This is a genomic window from Pseudomonas putida (assembly GCF_001941965.1).
Classification (GTDB): Bacteria; Pseudomonadota; Gammaproteobacteria; order Pseudomonadales; family Pseudomonadaceae; genus Aquipseudomonas; species Aquipseudomonas putida_L.
The window spans coordinates 214,702-236,018 of record NZ_MKZO01000058.1; the positions used below are offsets into that span (position 1 = coordinate 214,702).

Consider the following 21,317-nt stretch of genomic DNA (forward strand, 5'->3'; position numbering starts at 1 on the left):
CAGGAGTTCGACCATGGCCAATCACAGCTATATGCGCATTACCGGCAAGAAGAGCGGGCTGATTTCTGCGGGCTGCTCCACCCCGGAATCCATCGGTAACCTGTGCCAGGCCGGGCACACCGATCAGATACTCGTGCTGTCGATGACTCACGCGATGACCAGCATCAGCAACGTTTCCAGAGCGGTTCACAATCCCTTTGTTATCCACAAGCTACTGGACAAGGCCAGTCCGCTGTTGGCAAAGGCTTTGACCGACCGGGAAGAAATCGAGTGTGAAATCGATCTCTATCGAAGGGCTGGGTCGTTCGATCAGAAGTACTACACCATTTTGTTGAAAGGCGCGCGGGTCGTAAGTGTCACCCTCGATATCCCTGACGTACTGATGTTCAACGATGCCCAGGCGACCGAGCAACTCGTGTTGCGCTACAGCAGCATCACCTGGATCCACCATATCGCGGCCACCACTAGCTTCGCTTTCTCGGGGCTGGAGGAATGAGCACCCAACTGTCGTCTTACCAGCGTGAAAGAAAGCTGCAGGAACTTCATCAGAGTGCGGCGAACCTGACCCGGTATGCCTGCATGGTGAGTTCTCAGCATATTCAGGATGGGGTGTTGCGGGGGCAGTTTAATCGGGATATGGCTTATTACGTGCGGCAGGTTTTGTCGGATGTAAGGAATGGGAGGTTAAGGGTCGATGACGGTCTGCTCAGAATCCAGACCGAGCACAAGCACATGCAGAAAAGCTCGCAGGATATTGGCAAGCAATTAGCAGGTTTCGTCTCAGGAGGTGTTGTCGCTTTGACCGGCGTAGGAATTTGTTATGGAAGTGCCGGTTTGGCATGCGGTTTTGCTGGTGTACCGATGATTGCCCATGGCACCAATAACATCTATGAGAATGGTGCCAACTTATGGGAAGGCGGGTCGGATGTGGTTGGACCAGTTCGGGCTCTCTATCAGAAAGTCTCAGTTGCCGTCGGGGGAACTGAAAGCCAAGGAAGTATGGCGTATTGGCTGGCTGATTTAGGGTTGGCTGGTTATGGGCTTTTACGTCCTGTCGTGAAACCTGGCGCCTGGAAGCTTTTTTCCAGAATACCAGCTGATCATGTTCCGGCATACAAACTAATGGGGAAAGGAGCGCGTATATTTGAAGGGTATATAGCTTGGATTACGTATTCTTAGATTGCGGAAGAGGCAGAGAAGTGATTACAGGGCTGTTCATCTTTGCTTCGTCCCTGGTTCTATGTTGCGCTTATTGGGCGCGACAAAGATTTTCCGGGCGAAACTATAGAGGGCGGTATTTTGTGCTGTGCGTGGCGTGCAACTTCCCTTTTGGGGTTTTCCATCTGGAAATCATAGCCAATCGCTGCATTATGTTTCTAGGCTGTTTCCCCGGCTTGCATTTTGAGTATCCTGTTTTGAGTTGGTTTGCATTTGTCTGTGTTTTTCTTCATTGCTTCGCTTTTCCTGTAGAAAATGAGCCTAAGCGTTTATTTCGAAAAAAACGAAATTTCTGATAAGGATGACTTTGCCAGGAATCATTAAAATGGGCGTTGTAGATTTAGGGATGGTGGTGCTATTCAGCTTGTGTTGTGTTTTAAGATGGCGAACTTTAAACGTTGAGTGTGATTCGTGGGTCGATGTTGCAGCAGATGTAAATACGCTCGAGCAAACCTATCAAGAGTGAAAGAAATGGTTTTTGTGGATCTTTGTGTGTTGGTTTTGATCAGTCTAAGCTGTGCATTGTTTTTTAAGTTGCGCAGCTTAAAAATAAAATACGAATCGTGGCAATATTGCTTCTTTGGGGTTTTCAATTTTGTGTTTGTATGTGTTTACATGAGATTCGTTGGTCAAGGGTGTATGGTGTTTACCAAGTGTCTTGGTAAAGAGTATGAAAACTATCCTTTGATGGCAGCGGTGGCGTTTGTTGCTGCAATACTACATGCGTGCTCGTTTCCGGTGGAAAGAGAGCCTTGATGCAAGTTGTTGAAAACTTATTTCATGGTGCAATGGGCGGCTGGACAGCCTACCAGGCCTACGAAGTGGCTCAGGAAGCTAAGAAGTGATCGCTCACGTGCTTGTATTTTTCGCGGCCTTAGGTGTGGTTCTCGCATACATTCTTAAATATAGGTTTTCAGGAAGAAATTACAACAAGTTAATTGCGGGCTCTCTTGTTCTCTTCAATGGATTCTGTGTTTTATTTTATATAGATCTTGCCCGGCGTGACTGCATGCTATTTTTTAAATGCTTTCCTGGGCTCATCAAAAATAATTTGATAGTGGAAATAGTAGCGACCGCAGCCATTTTTCTTCACTGCTTTGCCATTCCCACGCAATGGGAGCCTTGCCGGTTATTTAGGATAAGAAGGAAGATTCGGTAGCTTACGTGAGAGCTTTGTCATAGGTCATCCCCATGATGGGATGCGGAGATTTGATTTTTATAAGAAACGGCGGGTTCGGGTTGAAACTTTATAGGGGCGTTGAGTGATTTATCTGGATTTGGCAGTTCTGAGCTTTTTAAGCCTGGCAAGTCTCAGGATGCTGCGGGATTACTATTTTAGCGGGCGGGTAAGCAATGGTAGGCATTTTGGTTTTTGCATTTTAAATTTGGTGGCGTTTGCTATGTATTCAAGTGCTTATGAGATTTCCTGTGGAAAGGGTTCGCCCTGCCCTGGAGAGGTCACCGCAGGAGAAACAATGATGGCACTATTTCCAACATTTCTTCACCTTGTCGCAGGTGTTGATGCATTGAAGGCCACACGATGACGTCCCTTCCATTTTTGCTGCTTGTTCTTTTCAGCCTGATACTGGCTCACTGGCTAAAAAGATTCTATGAGCATTTTCGCTACGCTACATGGAAGTACGTTTTAGCCATTTTTGTGAATATGGCATTCCTCTGCATATATACGAGCGCGGCTGAAACAGGTTGCCTGGTACTCTGGGGGTGTATGGACAGGTGGCGCGACGGGTACCAGATTGTGCAATGGGTGGCTGTTGTCGCAGCAGCAATTCACGGAGTTGCGCTGGGATTTGCGACCTTGTCCAAACGCAAGAACGATTGGTAGTGCTACTCAAGCACTCTCCCGCCCAATCACCTCGCACCCCAACAAATTCAACTGCACCGCCTCCCCCTCGATCACCCCCAACTGCTGCAACACCCGCTCAGCCGCCATCACCCCCATCTGCAACGCCGGCGGCTTCACCGTGGTCAGCCCCGGCATCAGCATCGCCGCGAATGGATAATCCCCAAACCCCATCACCGCACAATCCTCAGGAATCCTGAACCCCGCCCGCTGCCCCGCCAGCAGCGCCCCCGCCGCCAGATTGTCATTGGCAAAGATGATCGCCTCCGGCCGCTGCGCCGATTCCATCAACGCCAGCATCGCCTGCTTCCCCGCCTCGAACGGCGCCAGGTCCGTCTCCGGGGCAAACACCTGCGGTTCGCCCCCCAGCGCCGTCAGCGCCTCGACATACCCATCCCGCCGCTCCAGCGCACTGAAATCCCCCGCCGCACTGTTCTGCACGAAGGCGATCCGCCGGTAACCCTTGTCATGCAGATACCGTGTCGCCGTCACCCCCACCTCATGATGGGAAAACCCGATCTGCACCGGCGCCCGCTCGGGCCGGTAGTCCCAGGTTTCCACCAGCGGGATATCCGCCTCGGCGAGCATCTTTTCCGTGGCCGCGCTGTGGAAGTGACTGGTCAGCACCAGCGCCGCCGGCGACCAGCCGAGAAAGGCGCGCACCGCGTTCTCTTCCTGCTCGGCAGAGAAGTAGCTGGAGGCCAGCAGCAATTGATAGCCATGGCGACTGAGAGTGTCACTGAACCCCTGGATGGTGTCGGCAAAGATCGGCCCGGAGATATTGGGAATGACCATGCCGACGATCCGCCCCCGCGCCGACGCCAGCCCGCCCGCCACCAGGTTCGGCACATAGCCCAGTTCGGCAACCGCTTCGGCGATGCGCTCGCGCCGCTCCGGCGAGACCTGCTCCGGCTGGTTGAAGTAGCGCGACACGGTGATCGCCGACACCCCGGCAGCCCGCGCCACCGCCTGCAGGGTGACGCGACCGGCGCCACGGCGCTTGCGGGGCGGGCTTTTTTCATCGCTCACGGGGGCATGTCCTTAAAAACCAAAACGCATATAAAAGTAATTTTTCAGTATTGGACGATCTATTCGACGCCCGATGATACTGGCGATGTTAGCGCTAACAAAATGGTTTGTCTGCTACTCGCACGAGCGAATGCCCAAGGACCCCGCGCTGACGTTTCATCAGGCGCCGCGGTCAGCGATCGCGGTGGATAGGGCATTCTTCGAGTAGCAAACCATGCACAGCCGCGCCGCGTTTTTCCCCACGACTTCTCCCTTGGCCCAGGCCATCCGCCGTCAACGCCTGACCCTCGGCGCACTTGCGCTGAGCACCTTGCCGATGGCGCCAGTGATGGCGGCCGATACCGCTCCGGCTGCCCAGGGCGATAGCCCGACCCTCAAGGCCGTGACCGTCACCGCCACCCGCCGCGAAGCCTCGCTGCAACAGGTACCGGTCGCGGTCTCGGTGGTGGACGGCGAGCAACTGGAGCGGGAGAACCGCAATAGCGTTGCGAGCATCGTCCAGCAGGTGCCGAGCCTGAATTTCCGTACCGGCGCATCGAACAAGGACACTTCGCTGTTCATTCGCGGTGTCGGCACCATCTCCACCTCCCCGGGCGTCGAGCCGACCGTGGCGACGGTGATCGATGGCGTGGTCTTCGGTCGCCCGGGCCAGTCGACCCTGGACCTGCTGGATATCGAACGCCTCGAAGTCCTGCGCGGCCCGCAGGGCACGCTGTTCGGCAAGAACGCCTCGGCCGGGGTGCTGAACATCACCACCCGCACACCGACGGAAGAAACTCACGGTTTCGTCGAGCAGTCCTACTTCAGCGGCAATGAAAGCCGGACCCGTTTCGGCATCGGCGGTAGCCTGGTTCCTAACACCCTGAAGGGCTCCATCACCACCCTGTTCGGCAGCTACGACGGCAATGTGGATAACAAGGCCAACGGCCAGGAAGTCAACGGCTACAACCGCAAGGGCGTGCGCGGCAAGCTGGTGTTCACGCCCACTGACGACCTCAGTCTGACCCTCGCCGCCGACTACCTGAAATCCCGTGACGACGCCCCCAATGGCGTGGTCAGCAAGTCCCTGCTGCCGGCATTCTCCAGCGCCCTGGCGCCGGTCCGCGCCGACAGCGACAACCGCGATATCGTCAGCGACTACCGCAGCCATGTGGACGACACCAACAAGGGCCTGTCGGCCCAGCTCGACTGGAACCTCGGCGACTACACCCTGACCTCGATCACCGCCTGGCGCGGCTGGGACAACACCCAGTGGCAGGACGGCGATCGCCTGGCGACCATCAGCGCCGCCTTCCCCGGCATCGAGGACAAGGGCGAGCTGGAGTACAACCAGTACTCCCAGGAACTGCGCCTGGCTTCGCCCAAGGGCCAGTTCCTCGAATACGTCGGCGGCCTGTTCTACATGCACGGCAAGGACGAAGAGACCTACCGCCGCACCCTGCGCACCACCACCGCGACCCAGCAGGGCATCGCCGACTACAGCACCACCAACGACAGCTACGCGGTGTTCGGTGAAAGCACCCTCAACTTCACCGAGCGTTTCCGTGGTATCGCCGGTCTGCGCTGGACCCACGACGACCTCGAATACGACCACCGCCGCGTCTCCACCTCGGCAACGGCGGTCAATGGCATCCAGCCGGGTACCAGCAGCTCCGGTTCGGTGGACGAGGACGGCTGGTCCGGGCGTCTCGGCGTGCAGTACGACCTGACCGACGACATCACCAGCTACCTGACCTACTCCCGCGGCTACAAGGGCCCGGCCTACAACGTGTTCTTCAACATGCAGCCGCGGGACACCGAGGCGCTCAAGCCGGAGACCTCCAACAGCTGGGAGGCCGGGCTCAAGGCCAGCCTGTGGAACAACCGCCTGACCAGCAACCTGGCGGTGTTCCACACCGAGTACGACAACTACCAGGCGAACTTCTTCGACAGCGTCGCCGGCCAGGTGGTGACCCGGCTGATCAACGCCGGCAGCGTGAAAAGCGAAGGCGTCGAGCTGGACTTCGCCCTGCAGGCCACCTCGCAACTGAAGTTCTCCGGCGCCGTGGCCTACACCAAGGCGCGTATCGACGAATTCGCCTGCCCGGCGGGCGCGGCGGCCTCGTGCAACGTGAATGGCAAGCCGCTGCCGTACAGCCCGGACTGGAAGAGCTATGTCCGCGCCGACTACAGCATTCCGCTGGATAACGGCCTGGACATCGAGCTGGGCACGGACTTCAGCTGGCAGAGCAAAGTGCAGTACGACATTTCCCAGAATGCCGACACCGTTCAGGGCGCCTATGGCATCTGGAATGCCAGCGTCGCGCTGGCGGACTACAACGAAGGCTGGCGCGTGGCGCTGCTGGCCAAAAACCTTGCGGACAAATCCTACTCACCTCTCCTGGCCACCGGGGGCAACTACATCTACCGCGCCGTGCCGCGGGACGATGAACGTTACTTCGGCATCCAGCTACGCAAGGACTTCTGACATGAGCAAAACCCCACGGCAAATGAGCCTTGGCGCCTTTTTGATGGCAACTGGACATCACGTTGCCGCCTGGCGTCACCCTGAAGTTCCGGCCAATGCCGGACTGGATATCCAGCACTACCGACACCTCGCCCGGGTCGCGGAAGACGCCTGCTTCGACGCGTTGTTCGTGGCCGACAGCGTGGCCGCTGCCGAAGGTGAAATTGCCAGCCGGATGGCCCGTTCCGACCACTTCGAGCCCTTGACGTTGCTCTCGGCGTTGAGCGGGGTCACGGAGCGCATCGGATTGGTGGGTACAGCTACTACAACGTACAACGAGCCATACCATGTAGCACGCAAATTTGCTTCGCTCGATCATCTGTCAGGAGGGCGGGCGGGATGGAACCTGGTAACGTCCGATGCCGCCGCTGAAGCGCTTAATTTCGGCCTCGCCGAGCACGTAGGCCACGCAGAACGCTATGTTCGTGCCCGCGAGTTTCATGAGGTGGTGGTCGGCTTGTGGGACAGTTGGGCCGATGATGCCTTCATTCGAGACAAGAAATCCGGTACGTACTACAAGCCTGATTCAGTACGATTGATCAATCATGAAGGCGAACACTTCAAAGTGCGCGGTCCTTTGAATGTAGCCCGCACCCCTCAAGGCCGCCCGGTGGTGGTTCAGGCCGGTTCGTCGCCGGCCGGGCTGGACCTGGCGGCGCGCACTGCCGATGTGGTGTTCACGGCACAGACCTCGCTGGCGGCGGCCCAGGCCTTCTATGCCGATCTCAAGGGACGGCTGGCGGCCTACGGGCGTGATCGCGACGCGCTGAAGATCATGCCGGGGGTGTTCGTCGTCACCGGCGCCAGCCAGGCCGAAGCCGAGGATAAGTTCGCGGTGTTTCAGGAATTGGTGGAGCCGGAGGTGGGGATCGCCCTGCTCGGGCGGATGCTTGGCAACTTCGACCTGTCGGGTTATCCACAGGACGGTCCGTTGCCGGAACTGCCGCTCACCGACAGCGGCCAGCGCAGCCGCCAGCGCCTGCTCAGCGAACTGGCCGAACGGGAAAACCTCAATCTGGCCCAGCTTGGCCGGCGTATTGCCGGCGGTCGCGGGCATCACAGCCTGATCGGCACGCCGGCGCAGATCGCCGATCAGTTGCAGGAATGGTTCGAGAACGAAGCTGCTGACGGCTTCAATGTGCTGGTCCCGCACCTGCCGGGCGGGCTGGAAGACGTGGCCAACCATGTGGTGCCCGAGCTGCAGCGACGCGGTCTGTTCCGCACCCGCTATGAAGGCACCACCTTGCGCGAACACCTCGGCCTGAGCCGGCCGAACAATCCCTATTTCTCTTGAGGAGCACGCCAATGACCTACGTTGCCGCGGAAAACCGCTACACCGCCATGCCCTACCGCCGCGTCGGACGCAGCGGCCTGGTATTGCCGGCCCTGTCCCTGGGCCTGTGGCACAACTTTGGCGACAGCACGCCGCTGGGCGATCAGCGTGCCTTGCTGCGCACCGCCTTCGACCTGGGCATCAACCACTTCGACCTGGCCAACAACTACGGCCCGCCCTATGGCAGCGCCGAGAGCAACTTCGGTCGCCTGCTGCGCGAGGACTTCAAGGGCTACCGGGATGAACTGATCGTCTCCAGCAAGGCCGGCTGGGACATGTGGCCGGGCCCATACGGACAGGGCGGCGGCTCGCGCAAATACATCCTCGCCAGCCTCGACCAGAGCCTGGCGCGGCTGGGGTTGGACTATGTGGATATCTTTTATTCACACCGCTTCGACCCGGACACCCCGCTGGAAGAAACCGCCAGCGCCCTGGCCACGGCGGTGCAGCAGGGCAAGGCGCTGTACATCGGCATCTCGTCCTACTCCGGCAGCAAGACCCGGGAAATCGCCCGGCTGCTGCAGGAGTGGAAGGTGCCGCTGTTGATTCACCAGCCGGCCTACAACCTGCTCAATCGCTGGGTGGAAAAGGACCTGCTCGAGGTCACCGACGAGCTGGGTGCCGGGGTCATCGCCTTCACGCCGTTGGCGCAAGGCTTGCTGACCGACAAATACCTGAATGGCGTGCCCAAGGATGCGCGGGTCAACAAGCCGGGTGGTGGTTCGTTGCTGCCGTCGCACTTGTCCGAGGCGAACCTGGCGCATGTCCGGGCACTCAACGAGATCGCCAAGGCTCGCGGACAAAGCCTGGCCCAGTTGGCGCTGGCCTGGACGCTGCGTGACACGCGGGTGACCTCGGCGCTGATCGGTGCCAGCCGGCCGGAGCAGATCGTCGAGAACGTCGGTGCGCTGAACAACCTGGTGTTCAGTGCCGAAGAGCTGGCGCTGATCGACCGGCATGCGGTCGAGGGCGGTATCAACCTCTGGGAAAAGCCCTCGTTGGCGGAGTGACGCATGAAGGTGATTGCAATGCTGGGCGCCGGCCTGGCCCTGCTGGGGCTGGCGACGGTGGCGGTGGCTGACCCGCAGCAACTGCGGATCGGCTATCAGAAGGGCTCCATCGCCCTGGTGCTGGCCAAGGAGCATGGGCTGCTGGAAAAGCGCTTCGGGCAGACGAAGGTGCAGTGGATCGAGTTTCCTGCCGGGCCGCAGATGCTGGAGGCACTGAACATCGGCAGCCTGGATGTCGGCTCCACGGGTGATATCCCGCCGCTGTTCGCCCAGGCGGCGGGGGCGGACCTGGTGTACATCGGCGCCGAGCCGGCCAAGCCGTCGGCGGAGGTGATTCTGGTGCGCGAGGACAGCGCGCTGAAGCAGGTGGAGGATCTGAAGGGGCGCAAGGTGGCGCTGCAAAAGGGCTCCAGTTCGCACAACCTGGTGTTGCGGGCGCTGAACAAGGCGGGCCTGGCGTTCAAGGATATCCAGCCGGTGTACCTCAGCCCGGCAGATGCCCGGGCGGCGTTCGAGCACGGCAGCGTGGATGCCTGGGCGGTGTGGGATCCCTATGTCTCGCTGGCCCTCAGTGAAGGGCATAGCCGCAAGCTGGCGGACGGGGAGGGGCTGGGGCTGTCCGGGCCGATCTACACCGCGCGGCGGGCCTATGCAGCGGAGAATGGTGAGTTTATCCACAACCTGCTGGATGAGCTGACGGCAGCGGAAGCCCTGACTCGCAGTGACCGGGAGGAGAGTCTGAAAGTGCTCAGCGCCTCCATGGGGCTGCCGCAAGCGGTGGTCGCCAGTTATGTGGATAACCGGCCGCCGTCACCGGTGTTGCCGATCACTGAGGAGGTGATCGCGGCGCAGCAGGCGACGGCGGATCTGTTCCATGAGAACCGGCTGTTGCCGAAGCGGTTGGATGTGAAGAAGGCTTTGCCCTAAGCCTCTTGGAAAAGCACCGCGTACCTTGTGGGGACGGGTGAACCCGCCACAAGGTCCGCATTCGATCAATCGTGAGTGGACTCTTCCGGTACCAATCGCACCTCCACCCTCTGACCCAAGGCACGGGCTGCACTGGCAAGGGTGGCCAAGGTCATACCTGGGTCGTTCTGGTCCAATGCCCGGTCGACGGCGGTTCGGCTGGTCTGCATGCGCTCGGCCAGGGCTTTCTTGGTCACTTTGCGAAGCTTCATGGCTTCGGCCAGTTGCCAGGCGATGACCCGTTTGAGTGCCGCTGCGGAGACCTCTTCTGCAAGATCCTGCTCTACCAGGAAGTCGTCGAGACTGGAGCCGATGTGCGGGTTCATAGGTTTTTCCTCTCTAGAGATGCTTTGCGCTGCCTGGCAGTATCCAGATCGGCCATTGGAGTTTTCTGGCTCTTTTTGATGAACCCATGGAGCAGAACCATGTGGTTTCCGATGACAGTGAAGAGCACGCGAGCGATCGTATCGATCAGGTTAACCCTCACTTCCCAGAGTCCTTTTTCAAGCTTCCTGACAATCGGCATCCCCATTGGCCAGCCGATTTGAACAGTCTTTATTTCTGTGCCGATCATTCGCTTTTGGTCGCGAGGAAGGTCTGTGAGCCATTCCCGAACTGGTTCGTTGCCAGCATCCGTGCGATAAAAGCTGGCTTCCAACACAAGCTGCTGCTCTGCCATGAGAAGAAGTGTACCTAAAATGGTGCATATTTCAATGAGGCAATTGCATGTGAGCGTATTCGAGGGAGGCCAGCCTTAACCGGCCACTACTTCTTGCTCCAACCCCATCCCCGTCTTGAGAAGAGCAACCGCAACACCAACCTCTCGCGGCCCGCCCGCGCGGATTGCGTCAACCAGCGCGAGGTAATGGTATAGCTTCGTATCCTGTTTCACGGCCATGGGAACAGTTTTTGTAGAGCGGCTCGATTGCCTGTCCGCGCTCAGACCCCTCGGGGTCGGGCCACACATGGAGCAGCTCGCCGGCGCTTTTCAGAGATGTCGACAGGGCAGGGGCGGAGAACGCTGTAGGAATGCCGCGAACAATCGCGCCCGCTTTCACCGGGAAAAAGTATTTCAGTGCATGTTCTGCAATATGGAAGAGGGCGCGACGGTTGACGCTGGGGTGGGATGTCATGAAGTCGTCCATCAACATTCCAGCCTCGCGGCAACGCGCCAATGCGTTGGATACCTCGCTTTTGCTCAGCCCAAGCGAGGCTGAGAGCGAGCGCAGCGTGTACTGATCCGTTGGAGCCGGCGCTTCAACGCTGATCAGTTTGAAAAGAAGCATGATGTCCTGGCTTTTCATGCGAGTCTCTCTGTCCACATTCCATGAAATGTGGACGTTTGTCTCGCGGACGATTTTGCTGGTCAATGTCGGCGATCGATTTCTGCGCGAGAGTGATCAGCCAGCCCCAACAAAAAAGGCCCTGACAACCGTCAGAGCCTCATCCCGCAAGTAACTTAAGACCATCAAAAACACGATAAGTTTCACAGCAAAATCAACAACTTAGAAATATGTGTGACAGTCGTGCTACTCGTCGGATTTCCATTGTCAGCCTCATGCGCGCAACGCAGGATCGCGGCGTCATCCCTTTGAGGCTTTCGTATGAAGTACTCCTCGATTCTTCTGTTGTCCCTCAGCCTGCTCAGTGGCGTTGCCAGCGCAGGCGGCACCACCGAAGCCGGTATTGGCGGCGCATTGGGTGGGGTATTGGGCTCGGTGGTCGGCCAGTCGATCGGTGGCAGCACCGGCTCGGCGATCGGCGCCGGTCTCGGCGGCGCGGCCGGTAGTGCCGTCGGCGCCGACAAACGCAGCCGCGGCGAAGCCGCCATCGGTGGCGCCCTGGGCGCAGCCGGCGGCAACGTGGTGGGCCGCAGCATGGGCGGCAACACCGGCAGCCTGATCGGCGCCGCCGCCGGTGGTGGCGCCGGCGGCGCGCTGGGCAACTACATGGGCAACAAGGCCGACGACGACGATCGCCGCTACCGCGATCGCGGCCGTGGCTACGACCGCCGCTATGTCCACGACCGTGGCCATCACTACGGCCATCGCAAGCACAAGCGTCACTGGCGCCACTGACCCGTCGCCCCGCATTCCGTTCTCCCGGAGGACGGAATGCGGGAAAGCCCCCACACTCCCTGTAACCAATCGCTTATCAAGCTAAACGCCATCACACCTTTGGCTTAAGCCATCCTCCTACGCTTCCCGCCTCCTCCTAATCCACCCCGGAATCCCCCGGTGCACGGCGCCTAAAGCGTTTCAGTCGACATTCCTGTCGGACTGGTCAGCGCACTCCCGTATTGATTTGCCGCGCCACTTTTGTGACTGCCCGGTCGGCTTAAGGGGCGTCCCGATTTTGACGTCAAATCACTATCGCTACCATGCGAAGCCTTCACAGAAGGACGGTGGGCGTAAGGGATGCGAATGCACATAGGAATAGGGATTGGGGTCGTTCTGTGCGTCGCAGGGATGCTTTCCGGACTGCAGTGGCTGAACATCGGCGGGTTGCTGCTGATCGTCGCTGCGGTGCTGTTCCTGGCCCCGCGCAAGGCTGCCGAGCCCGCGCCGCACGAAACCGCGCACAACCTGCCGGTCGAGCCTGAAACCCACGCCCTGGAAAAACTCCTGCCCGCCGTCGTGCCGTCCTGGAGCGACAGCCTGCAACAAAGCCGCCGCCTGCTCGCCGACAATATCGGTGGCCTGCTCGGGCGCTTCAGCGATATCAGCCAGCGCCTCCAGGCCAGCCTCGACCAGAGTGAAGACGTCCTCACCAGCGGTGGCCTCGGCGAGAACCTGCGCCAGGCCAACCAGCGCCTGCTGGGCGTGACCGAAGCCTTCGCCGCCGGCAGCCGCCGCCAGCAGGAATTCCTCGCCACCATCGGCCATCTCGGCGGCTACACCGGCGAGTTGCAGCAGATGGCCCGCCACGTCCAGGAAATCGCCAGCCAGACCAACCTGCTGGCCCTCAACGCCGCCATCGAGGCCGCCCGTGCCGGTGATTTCGGCCGCGGCTTCGCCGTGGTCGCCGACGAAGTGCGAAAGCTCTCGCGGCTCTCCGCAGAGACCGGCCAGTCGATGGACAGCAAGGTTGGCGAGATCAACCAGGCGATCCAGTCCAGCATCGAATCCGCCAACGAACTGAACGCCGAAGAACAGCAGAACCTCGCCCGCCTGGAACAGGTGCTGGGCGAGGTGATCAATGGCCTGGGCAGCAACCTCGACGCACTCGACGCCGCCTCGCGCAACCTTCAGGACAACGCCCGCTCGACCCAGGGCGATATCCATGCCGTCATGGTCGCCCTGCAGTTCCAGGACCGCGCCGACCAGATGCTCGACCACCTTCAGACCGACCTGCAGCAACTGCTCGAAGCCATCGAGCGCCGCGACCAGCGCCTGCACGATGCCCAGGCCTGGCTTGCACGCCTGCGCGAGCGCTTCACCACCAGCGAGGAGCGCGCCGGCCACAGCCAGGCCGCCAGCGCCAGCGACGTCACCTTTTTCTAACTCCCCGAGTGCCCTGCCATGGCCAAGACCATCCTGATCGTCGACGACTCCGCTTCCATGCGCCAACTGGTCAAACTCAGCCTCACCGGTGCCGGTCACCAGGTCATCGAGGCCTGTGACGGCAAGGACGCCCTGACCAAGCTCACCGGACAGAAGATCAACCTGATCATCAGCGACGTGAACATGCCCAACCTCGATGGCATCGGGTTGGTCAAGCAGGTCAAGCAACTGTCCGCGTACCGCTTCACCCCGATCATGATGCTCACCACCGAAAGCGAACAATCGAAGAAAGCCGAAGGCCAGGCCGCCGGGGCCAAGGCCTGGATCGTCAAGCCGTTCCAGCCGCAGCAGCTGCTGGCGGCGGTCGAAAAGCTGATCGGCTGATGGCCACCGTCACGCTGCATCCGGCCAGCGACCTGGCGCCTGCACGGCTGAGCGTGCACGGCGACCTGACCATCTACGAAGCGAGCGACACCCGGCAGACCCTGCTGGCCTTGCTGGCCGAGGATCCGGGCCCGTGGGCCCTGGACCTCGGCGGCCTGGAGGACATCGACAGCGCCGGCCTGCAACTGCTGCTGTCGCTGCAGAAGACCCTGGCGCAGGGCGCGCAGGTGCTCGACCTGTCGCCGCAGGCCCGCGCCCTGGTCGAGTTGCTGCGCCTCGAATCCCTGTATCCGCTCGGCGAGGAATGAGCCATGTTCGATAGCGATCAGTGGATGCAACTGCTGGAAGGCTTCCTCGAGGAAGCCCGCGACCTGCTCAAGGAAGCCGAGGACAACCTGCTGCGCCTGGAACAGGGCAGCGACGATGCCGAGGTGATCAACGCGCTGTTCCGCGCGGTACACACGCTCAAGGGCTCGGCGGGGATCTTCTCCCTGGAACCGCTGGTGTCCCTGGCCCACCAGCTGGAAAACCAGCTGATGGGCGTGCGCGACGGCCAGCGCCAGCTGACCCCGCCGCTGGTGTCGCTGATGTTGCAGTGCATGGACGAGCTCAACGGCATGGTCGAGAGCATCGACCCGCAACACGGCACCCTGGCACCCCATACGCCGCGCCAGAGCGAGCTGCTGCTGGCCCTTGGCGGTGCGGTGGCCGAGAGCGGCGAAGTGGTCACGGAACGTACCGACGACGCTGGCGAGATCAACGAATGGTTCCTGTCGATCCGCTTCGACAACGAACTGCTGCGCAACGGCTTCGAGCCCAGCAGCTTCCTGCGCTACCTGGACCGGCTGGGCCGTATCGAGTCCTTGCAGACCCTCGCCTGGGCGGTGCCGGACCTGCACGGTCTGGACGCCGAAGCCTGCTACCTGGGTTACGAACTGACCCTGCGCAGCGCCGCCAGCCGCGAGGAACTTTTGGATGTGTTCGCCCTGGCCGAAGGCTTCTGCACCCTGCGTCTGCAGATGCAGGAGGAGGCCGCTGAAGCCGGGCCAGCGATCGCCAGCGTCGAAACGCAAACGTTGGCGCCAGCGCCTGCGGTCAGTGCTCCAAGCGCCGCTAACGAGCCGCGCAACGGCAGCAACGGCAGCGCCATGGTCAAGGTCGCCGCACACAAGCTCGACGAGCTGATCAACCTGGTCGGCGAGCTGGTGATCAGCACCGCCGGTGCCCATATGCAATCGCTGCGCAGCGGCTCCACGGCCTGTATCGAGAGCGTCCAGGCGGTGCAGCAGCACGTCGAGCAGATCCGCGAACGCGCCCTCAAGCTGCGCATGGTGGAGATCGGCGAGACCTTCAACCGCTTCCACCGCGTGGTCCGTGATGTCAGCCAGGGGTTGAACAAGCAGATCCAGTTGAGCCTGTCCGGCAGCGAGACCGAACTGGACAAGACCCTCACCGATCGCATCGCCGACCCGCTGGTGCACCTGGTGCGCAACGCCATCGACCACGGTATCGAACCGCCGGAAGAACGCCGCGCCGCCGGCAAGCCGGAGCAGGGCAACCTGCGCCTGAACGCCTGCCACGACTCGGGGATGATCGTTCTTGAAGTGAGCGACGACGGTCGTGGCCTCAATACCGAGCGCATCCGCGAAAAAGCCATCGCTCGTGGCATGCTCGACCCCGACGCGCAGATCAGCGAGCAGGATATCCACCTGCTGATCTTCGAACCGGGCTTTTCCACCGCCGAGGCGGTCTCCAATCTGTCCGGCCGCGGCGTTGGCATGGACGTGGTGCGCAGCGCCATCGACGAACTGCGCGGGATCATCGAGATCGAGTCCGTGCCGGGCCAGGGCTGCACGTTCCGCATCCGCCTGCCGCTGACCCTGGCAATCATCGACGGCTTCCTGGTCAGCGTCGGCGGCGATCACTTCGTGATCCCGCTGGACATGGTCACCGAGTGCATGGAAGAGCGCGCCGACGCCCTCGATGCCAGCGGCCACCTCAGCCTGCGCGGCAAGCCGCTGCCCAGCGTCGACCTGGGTCGGCATTTCGGCCTGCGCGGCGATCCCAAGGCCCGGCGCAACATAGTCGTCGTCAGCCAGGGCCGGCAGCAGGCCGGGCTGATCGTCGAGCACCTGCTGGGCGAACTGCAGACCGTGATCAAGCCCCTCGGGCAGATGTTCCAGCACCTGTCCGGCATCAGCGGCTCGACCATCCTCGGCTCCGGCCAGGTCGCCCTGATCCTCGATATTCCCAGCCTGTTCCGCCAGTTGCAGCAACGTGCGGAAAGCGAACCCCGTTTGGCCACCCCCTTGAATCTGCCTAGCCCGCTCGGAGAGTCACCATGCAAATGATCAGCAACATGAAGATAGGCGTGCGCCTGACCCTGGGCTTTCTGCTGGTGGTGGCGCTGACCGCGATCATCGGCTTCATCGGCATTCGCAACCTCAGCCAGGTCAACGATCTCTCCGACCGCATGTACGACATGGACGTGGTGGGCCTGTCCACCTTGCAGGAAGCCAATATCCAGCTGCTGCTGGCCAACCGTGCGGTGCGTCGCAGCCTGATGGCCAGCACTGTCCTCGACCGTGATGAATCGGCCGCCGTTGCCCGCACCGCCATGGACAAGACCCGTGAGCTGGTCGGCAACGCCCGCCAGTTCTTCCTGACGGCGGATGGCAAGGCCCAGATCGACGCCATCGAGGGCCCGCTGAAGGAGTACATCGCCGCCGCCAACCTGATGCTCGACACCCACCGTCAGTCCGGCGACCTGCAGAGCATGACCGCCGCCATGGAGCTGATGCCGCGCAACACCGCAGCCGCCAACGAAGTAGACCGCCTGCTGGGTATCGCCACGGACGGCAAGCAGGCCCGCGCCAGCGAAGCCAATGCCGACATTACCGCGATCGCTGAAAGCTCGCGTTTCCAGATGATCGTCCTGGTGGTGGTCGCAACGCTGATGGGCATGCTGGTCGGCGTGCTGGTTACCCGCAGCATCACCCGCCCACTGGCGGGCGCCGTACAGGCGGCGGACCGCATGGCTGCCGGCGACCTGAGCCAGGACCTGGTCGTCGATCGCAAGGACGAGACCGGTCGCCTGCTTGGCGCCATGCAGAACATGACCGAACGCCTGCGCAGCATCCTCGGTGACGTACGCAGCTCGGCCGACGCGCTGTCCTCGGCTTCCGAGCAGGTCAGCTCGACTTCGCAGTCCCTGAGCCAGGCGGCCAACGAACAGGCCGCCAGCGTCGAGCAGACCAGCGCCTCGGTGGAAGAAATGTCCGCCTCCATCGCGCAGAACACCGAAAGCGCCAAGATCACCGACGGCATCGCCGGCAAGGCGGCCAACGACGCGGTGCAGGGTGGTGGCGCGGTGGGCGACACGGTGCTGGCGATGAAACAGATCGCCGACAAGATCGGCATCATCGACGACATCGCCTACCAGACCAACCTGCTGGCCCTCAACGCGGCGATCGAAGCGGCCCGTGCCGGCGATCACGGCAAGGGCTTCGCGGTGGTTGCGGCGGAAGTGCGCAAGCTTGCCGAACGCAGCCAGGTGGCGGCCCAGGAGATCGGCCAGGTGGCCTCGAGCAGCGTGCGCCTGGCCGAACAGGCCGGGCAGTTGCTCGGTGAAATCGTCCCGAATATCCAGCGCACCTCCGACCTGGTCCAGGAAATCACCGCGGCTTCGCAGGAGCAAAGCAGCGCTGCCGGGCAGATCAATATCGCCATGGGCCAGATGAACCAGATCACCCAGCAGAACGCCTCCGCCTCCGAGGAACTGGCGGCCACCGCCGAGGAAATGAACGCCCAGGCCAGCCAGCTTCAGGAACTGATCGGCTATTTCCGATTCGAACAGGGCAGCACCGCCGTGCGCAGTCCGCGTGGCGACAGCCTGCCGGCGCCGGTCCGTCCGGGGTCCAAGGCGCTGATCGATGAAGGCCAGTTCGTCAGCTTCACTTGAGCGAGGTGCCCATGAGCCAGCCGCAACGAATCGAGGCGCAAGTCGACGCCATCCAGCACCTGAGCTTTCGCGTGCGCGAGGCCGGGTATGCGCTGCCCATCGCCCTGGTACGCGAGATCATCGAGTACACCGAGCTCACCCGGGTACCGATGATGCCGGCCTATATCCACGGCGTGATCAACCTGCGCGGCAACGTGGTGCCGGTCCTCGACCTGGCCGCGCGCTTCGGCATGAGCCTGACCGAGCCGGGCAAGCGCACCTGCATCGTGATCATCGAGCTGGCCCTGGCCGATGGCCTGCAGCGCATTGGCCTGGTGGTCGACGAGGTCGACGAAGTGCTGGAGATCGAGCCGCGCCAGGTCATGCCGGCGCCGGCCTTCGGCACCGCGATCCGCTCGGACTTCATCGCTGGCATGGCCCAGCAGGCCCAGGAGTTCCTGATCATTCTCAACATGCTGCAAGTGCTGTCGCTGGACGATATCCGTCACCTCAGCCAGGCGGCAAAGGCCCACTGAAATGTCCGCGATGCCCAAGTTGCCGGTGCTCGGTGAACAGAACTTTCGCCAGTTGCAGCAGATGATGCGCGATGCCTCCGGCATCCATTTGTCGAACAACAAGCGCTCGCTGGTGGCCGGGCGCTTGCTCAAGCGCCTGCGCCACCTGCAGATCGACAACTACGACGAGTACCTGGCGTGCCTGGCCTACCCCCAGTACGCCCGCGAGCGGCGCCTGGTGGTGGACCTGCTGACCACCAACGAAACCTACTTCTTCCGCGAATACGCCCACTTCGAGTACCTCGGCCAGTGGCTGAGCAAGCGCGGCGGGCCGCTGCGCCTGTGGAGCGCGGCCTGTTCGTCAGGGGAGGAACCCTACAGCCTGGCGATGACCGCCGCTGAGCATGCGCGCGGCAACGATTGGTCGATCCTCGCCAGCGACCTTAGCCAAAGCATGCTGGAGATCGCCGAGCAGGGCATCTACGACATGGCCCAGGCGCGCTATTTCCCCGAGGGCTGGCTGCATCGCCATTGCCTGTGCGGGATCGAGGACATGCAGGGGCGCATGCGCGTGCAGGCCTGGCTGCGCAACAAGGTGCAACTGCGCGAGATCAACGTGATCCAGCCGATGCCGGAAAGCCTTGGCCAGTTCGATGTGATCTTTCTGCGCAACCTGCTGATCTACTTCGACACCGAGCAGAAGCAGCGCATCGTGCGCAATCTGGTCGAGCGCCTGCGCCCGGGCGGCCTGCTGTTCATCGGCCATGCCGAAAGCATCCACGGCTTCAACCTGCCGCTGCGTCCGGTGCGGCCTTCGGTGTTCGAGCGCTTATGATCGAGCGTTCCACGCCCATCCGTGTATTCATCGTCGACGACTCGGCCCTGGTGCGCCAGGTGCTCGGGCAGTACCTCGGCAATCACCCCGGCATCCAGGTGGTCGGCATGGCCGCCGACCCGCTCTACGCCATCGACAAGATGCGCCGCGACTGGCCCGACGTGCTGGTGCTCGACGTGGAAATGCCGCGCATGGACGGCCTGACCTTCCTGCGCCAGATCATGGCCGAGCGACCCACGCCGACCATCATCTGCTCGACCCTGACCGAGGCCGGCAACGACCTCAATGTCGAGGCCCTGGCCGCTGGCGCAGTCGGTGTTTTCACCAAGGCCAAGCTGGGTCTCAAGCAGAGCCTGGAGAATATCGCCGGCAACCTGGTGCGCTGCATCGAGGAAGCGGCGAAAACCCGGCCAGTGGCCCGCCACGCCTTGCCCGCGACGGAAAAAAAAGACCTCGCGGCCGCCCCGGCGCTGCGCAAAACCACCGATCGAATCGTTACACTTGGCTGCTCGACCGGCGGTACCCAGGCACTGGAGTTCGTCCTGCGGCAATTGCCGCGGGATTGTCCCGGCCTGGTGATCGTTCAACACATGCCGGAGAAGTTCACCGCCGACTTCGCACGCCGTCTCAACGGCCTGTGTCAGATCGAAGTGCGCGAGGCCAGGCACCTGGATCGCGTGCACACCGGGCTCGCCTTGCTGGCGCCCGGTGGCTATCACATGCAGCTCAAGCGCAGCGGTGCGCACTACCTGGTCGAAGTGCTCGACGGCCCCGCCGTCAACCGGCACAAGCCCTCGGTCGATGTCCTGTTTCGTTCCGCCGCCCGCCATGCCGGCAGCAATGCCCTGGGCATCATCATGACCGGCATGGGCGACGACGGAGCCCGTGGCCTGCTGGCCATGCGCGAACAGGGTGCCAGCACCGTGGCCCAGGACGAGGCCAGTTGCGTGGTGTTCGGCATGCCCAAGGAAGCCATTCGCCTCGGCGCGGCCCAGACCATCGAGCCGCTTGCGCGCATGCCGGTGCTGATCAACCAGTTCGGTATCAGTGCGCGCAATGGCTAAGCATTCCCGTATCACCCTCCATTGCCGCCCTGCGCGCGACACAGGCTCGAACCTATGCTTTGCCGTTTACTGATAGCCGACGACTCGCCCCTGTTTCGTGCAGGTTTGCGAGCGTTGCTCGAACAAAAACAAGACTATGCCGTCGTAGGCGAGGCGGGCGACACGGTGACCACCGTGGAGCTGGCCGAAACCCTCAAACCCGACATCATCGTGCTCGACATCGCCCTCGGCACCATGGCCGGTGAAGAGCTGCTGCGCGAGCTGTACCTGCGGGTGCCGGCCTGCACGGTGCTGATGCTGTCGTCGCGCTCGGAGCTGGAGTTCGTCATGCACTGCCTGCAGCAGGGGGCCCATGGTTTCCTGCTGAAAAGTGCGACGGTGCAGGAGCTGGAGCTGGCCTTGCAGTCGTTGCGCGGGGGCGGGCAGTACCTGTCGTCGGCGGTACTGCCGTTGGTGATCGGCCAGGCGGTCAAGCAGAACCGGCGCAAACCCCAGGCCAGTGCAGCGATGCAATTGACGGCGCGGCAGATGGAAATTTTGCGCTTGATCGCCCGGGGTGAATCGACCCGCTCGATTGCCGATGGCCTGGGGCTGAGCGTGAAGACGGTCGAGGCCCATCGCTCGCAGATCATGCACCGCCTGCAGATTCATGATGTGCCGGGGCTGGTGCTGTTCGCGGTGCGTGAAGGGATCATCCGGCTCAACGACTGAGCGCTGTCAGCTCAGTGCAGACAGCGCCGCTTCGAGGTGATGCGGGAAGGTCGCCGGCTGGCCGGTACTGCGTTCGATGAACACCTGCACCACCCGGCCCAGGGCATGCAGTTGCTGGCCGCTCATATCGAACAGCGCCACCTCGTACTCCACGGTACTCCCGGCGAAGCGCTCGACCCGCAGGCCCACCTGCAGCATATCGGTGAAGGCTGCCGATGCGTAGAAATCGCAGGACGAACTCACCACGAACGCCACCACCTCGCCTTCCTGCGGATCGATCTGGCCATGGCTGGCGAGCCAGGCCTGGATCACCGTATCGAAAAAGCCATAGACCGCCGCGCTGGTGATCTGGCCGTTGAGATCGGCGTCCTGCCAGCGGGTGGAGATAAAGCCGGCGTGGGGGAAGTGGGTGATCTGCAGGTCTTCGGACATGGGCGTTTTC

21 protein-coding genes and 1 pseudogene are annotated in these 21,317 nt (G+C 61.7%); 17 read left to right on the forward strand and 5 right to left on the reverse strand.

Annotated elements, in window-relative coordinates:
• Positions 1–13 precede the first annotated feature (13 nt).
• The 3 genes from PSEMO_RS26710 to PSEMO_RS33200 all read left to right on the forward strand — a co-directional run bounded on the left by PSEMO_RS26710 (position 14) and on the right by PSEMO_RS33200 (position 2,762).
• Positions 14–496: an Hcp family type VI secretion system effector gene (locus PSEMO_RS26710; RefSeq protein ID WP_075805897.1), complete on the forward strand. Its 483-nt coding sequence runs from the start codon at positions 14–16 to the stop codon at positions 494–496.
• Positions 493–1,179 (forward strand): DUF4225 domain-containing protein, encoded by a 687-nt coding sequence (locus PSEMO_RS26715; protein ID WP_075805898.1) that lies wholly within the window; start codon positions 493–495, stop codon positions 1,177–1,179. Before PSEMO_RS26710 ends, PSEMO_RS26715 begins: the two co-directional genes overlap by 4 nt.
• 1,301 nt (positions 1,180–2,480) lie before the next feature.
• Positions 2,481–2,762 (forward strand): hypothetical protein, encoded by a 282-nt coding sequence (locus PSEMO_RS33200; RefSeq protein WP_144443623.1) that lies wholly within the window; start codon positions 2,481–2,483, stop codon positions 2,760–2,762.
• A 305-nt stretch (positions 2,763–3,067) separates the two neighbouring features.
• Here the strand turns inward: PSEMO_RS33200 and PSEMO_RS26725 are convergent, their stop codons facing one another.
• The gene (locus PSEMO_RS26725) at positions 3,068–4,108 is read right to left on the reverse strand and encodes a LacI family DNA-binding transcriptional regulator (protein WP_075805900.1); all 1,041 of its coding nucleotides are present in this window, start codon (positions 4,106–4,108) and stop codon (positions 3,068–3,070) included.
• 316 nt (positions 4,109–4,424) lie between these two features.
• Here PSEMO_RS26725 and PSEMO_RS26730 point away from each other — a divergent pair, with 316 nt between their 5' ends.
• Genes PSEMO_RS26730 through PSEMO_RS26745 form a run of 4 tightly spaced genes read left to right on the forward strand, consistent with a single transcriptional unit; the run spans position 4,425 to position 9,884 of the window.
• Positions 4,425–6,575 (forward strand): TonB-dependent receptor, encoded by a 2,151-nt coding sequence (locus tag PSEMO_RS26730; protein WP_256721226.1) that lies wholly within the window; start codon positions 4,425–4,427, stop codon positions 6,573–6,575.
• 1 nt (position 6,576) lies between these two features.
• On the forward strand, positions 6,577–7,908 hold the full coding sequence (locus tag PSEMO_RS26735; protein WP_075805902.1) for an LLM class flavin-dependent oxidoreductase: 1,332 nt from the start codon (positions 6,577–6,579) through the stop codon (positions 7,906–7,908).
• Positions 7,909–7,919: 11 nt separating this feature from the next.
• Positions 7,920–8,957, forward strand: coding sequence for an L-glyceraldehyde 3-phosphate reductase (gene mgrA, locus PSEMO_RS26740; RefSeq protein ID WP_075805903.1), 1,038 nt, complete (start codon positions 7,920–7,922; stop codon positions 8,955–8,957).
• Positions 8,958–8,960: 3 nt separating this feature from the next.
• The gene (locus PSEMO_RS26745; protein ID WP_075805904.1) at positions 8,961–9,884 is read left to right on the forward strand and encodes a sulfonate ABC transporter substrate-binding protein; all 924 of its coding nucleotides are present in this window, start codon (positions 8,961–8,963) and stop codon (positions 9,882–9,884) included.
• Positions 9,885–9,949: 65 nt separating this feature from the next.
• On the opposite strand, the gene PSEMO_RS26750 is transcribed toward PSEMO_RS26745, so the two are convergent.
• From PSEMO_RS26750 to PSEMO_RS26760, 3 genes and pseudogenes are all read right to left on the reverse strand, one after another.
• Complete coding sequence (locus PSEMO_RS26750) at positions 9,950–10,249, reverse strand: XRE family transcriptional regulator (protein ID WP_075805905.1); 300 nt, start codon at positions 10,247–10,249, stop codon at positions 9,950–9,952.
• Positions 10,246–10,602 (reverse strand): type II toxin-antitoxin system RelE/ParE family toxin, encoded by a 357-nt coding sequence (locus PSEMO_RS26755; RefSeq protein ID WP_075805906.1) that lies wholly within the window; start codon positions 10,600–10,602, stop codon positions 10,246–10,248. The genes PSEMO_RS26750 and PSEMO_RS26755 overlap by 4 nt, the downstream gene beginning before the upstream one ends.
• 75 nt (positions 10,603–10,677) lie before the next feature.
• Positions 10,678–11,167: pseudogene (locus PSEMO_RS26760) on the reverse strand (MarR family transcriptional regulator); the annotation flags it as partial.
• 360 nt (positions 11,168–11,527) lie between these two features.
• Between PSEMO_RS26760 and PSEMO_RS26765 the strand changes: the two are divergent.
• The 10 genes from PSEMO_RS26765 (at position 11,528) to PSEMO_RS26810 (ending at position 20,875) form a co-directional block, all read left to right on the forward strand.
• On the forward strand, positions 11,528–12,001 hold the full coding sequence (locus PSEMO_RS26765; RefSeq protein ID WP_075805907.1) for a YMGG-like glycine zipper-containing protein: 474 nt from the start codon (positions 11,528–11,530) through the stop codon (positions 11,999–12,001).
• A gap of 390 nt (positions 12,002–12,391) precedes the next feature.
• A complete protein-coding gene (locus PSEMO_RS26770; RefSeq protein ID WP_081430339.1) occupies positions 12,392–13,426 on the forward strand; it encodes a methyl-accepting chemotaxis protein in 1,035 nt (344 codons plus the stop codon).
• An 18-nt stretch (positions 13,427–13,444) separates the two neighbouring features.
• Positions 13,445–13,810 carry a response regulator gene (locus tag PSEMO_RS26775; RefSeq protein ID WP_075805909.1) on the forward strand — a complete coding sequence of 122 codons (366 nt, stop codon included), beginning with the start codon at positions 13,445–13,447 and terminating at the stop codon, positions 13,808–13,810.
• Positions 13,810–14,118 carry an STAS domain-containing protein gene (locus PSEMO_RS26780; protein ID WP_075805910.1) on the forward strand — a complete coding sequence of 103 codons (309 nt, stop codon included), beginning with the start codon at positions 13,810–13,812 and terminating at the stop codon, positions 14,116–14,118. The genes PSEMO_RS26775 and PSEMO_RS26780 overlap by 1 nt, the downstream gene beginning before the upstream one ends.
• Positions 14,119–14,121: 3 nt before the next feature.
• Positions 14,122–16,161, forward strand: coding sequence for a chemotaxis protein CheA (locus PSEMO_RS26785; RefSeq protein WP_075805911.1), 2,040 nt, complete (start codon positions 14,122–14,124; stop codon positions 16,159–16,161).
• Positions 16,152–17,771 (forward strand): methyl-accepting chemotaxis protein, encoded by a 1,620-nt coding sequence (locus tag PSEMO_RS34500; protein ID WP_075805912.1) that lies wholly within the window; start codon positions 16,152–16,154, stop codon positions 17,769–17,771. The genes PSEMO_RS26785 and PSEMO_RS34500 overlap by 10 nt, the downstream gene beginning before the upstream one ends.
• A gap of 11 nt (positions 17,772–17,782) precedes the next feature.
• A complete protein-coding gene (locus PSEMO_RS26795; protein WP_075805913.1) occupies positions 17,783–18,286 on the forward strand; it encodes a chemotaxis protein CheW in 504 nt (167 codons plus the stop codon).
• A 1-nt stretch (position 18,287) separates the two neighbouring features.
• Positions 18,288–19,100: a CheR family methyltransferase gene (locus PSEMO_RS26800; protein WP_075805914.1), complete on the forward strand. Its 813-nt coding sequence runs from the start codon at positions 18,288–18,290 to the stop codon at positions 19,098–19,100.
• Positions 19,097–20,164, forward strand: a complete 1,068-nt coding sequence (locus PSEMO_RS26805) for a protein-glutamate methylesterase/protein-glutamine glutaminase (RefSeq protein ID WP_075805915.1) — start codon at positions 19,097–19,099, stop codon at positions 20,162–20,164. The genes PSEMO_RS26800 and PSEMO_RS26805 overlap by 4 nt, the downstream gene beginning before the upstream one ends.
• Positions 20,165–20,218: 54 nt before the next feature.
• Positions 20,219–20,875 (forward strand): response regulator, encoded by a 657-nt coding sequence (locus tag PSEMO_RS26810; RefSeq protein WP_075805916.1) that lies wholly within the window; start codon positions 20,219–20,221, stop codon positions 20,873–20,875.
• Between the two features lie 6 nt (positions 20,876–20,881).
• Here PSEMO_RS26810 and PSEMO_RS26815 read toward each other — a convergent pair whose 3' ends face one another.
• The gene (locus PSEMO_RS26815; RefSeq protein ID WP_075805917.1) at positions 20,882–21,307 is read right to left on the reverse strand and encodes an acyl-CoA thioesterase; all 426 of its coding nucleotides are present in this window, start codon (positions 21,305–21,307) and stop codon (positions 20,882–20,884) included.
• Positions 21,308–21,317: the final 10 nt, after the last annotated feature.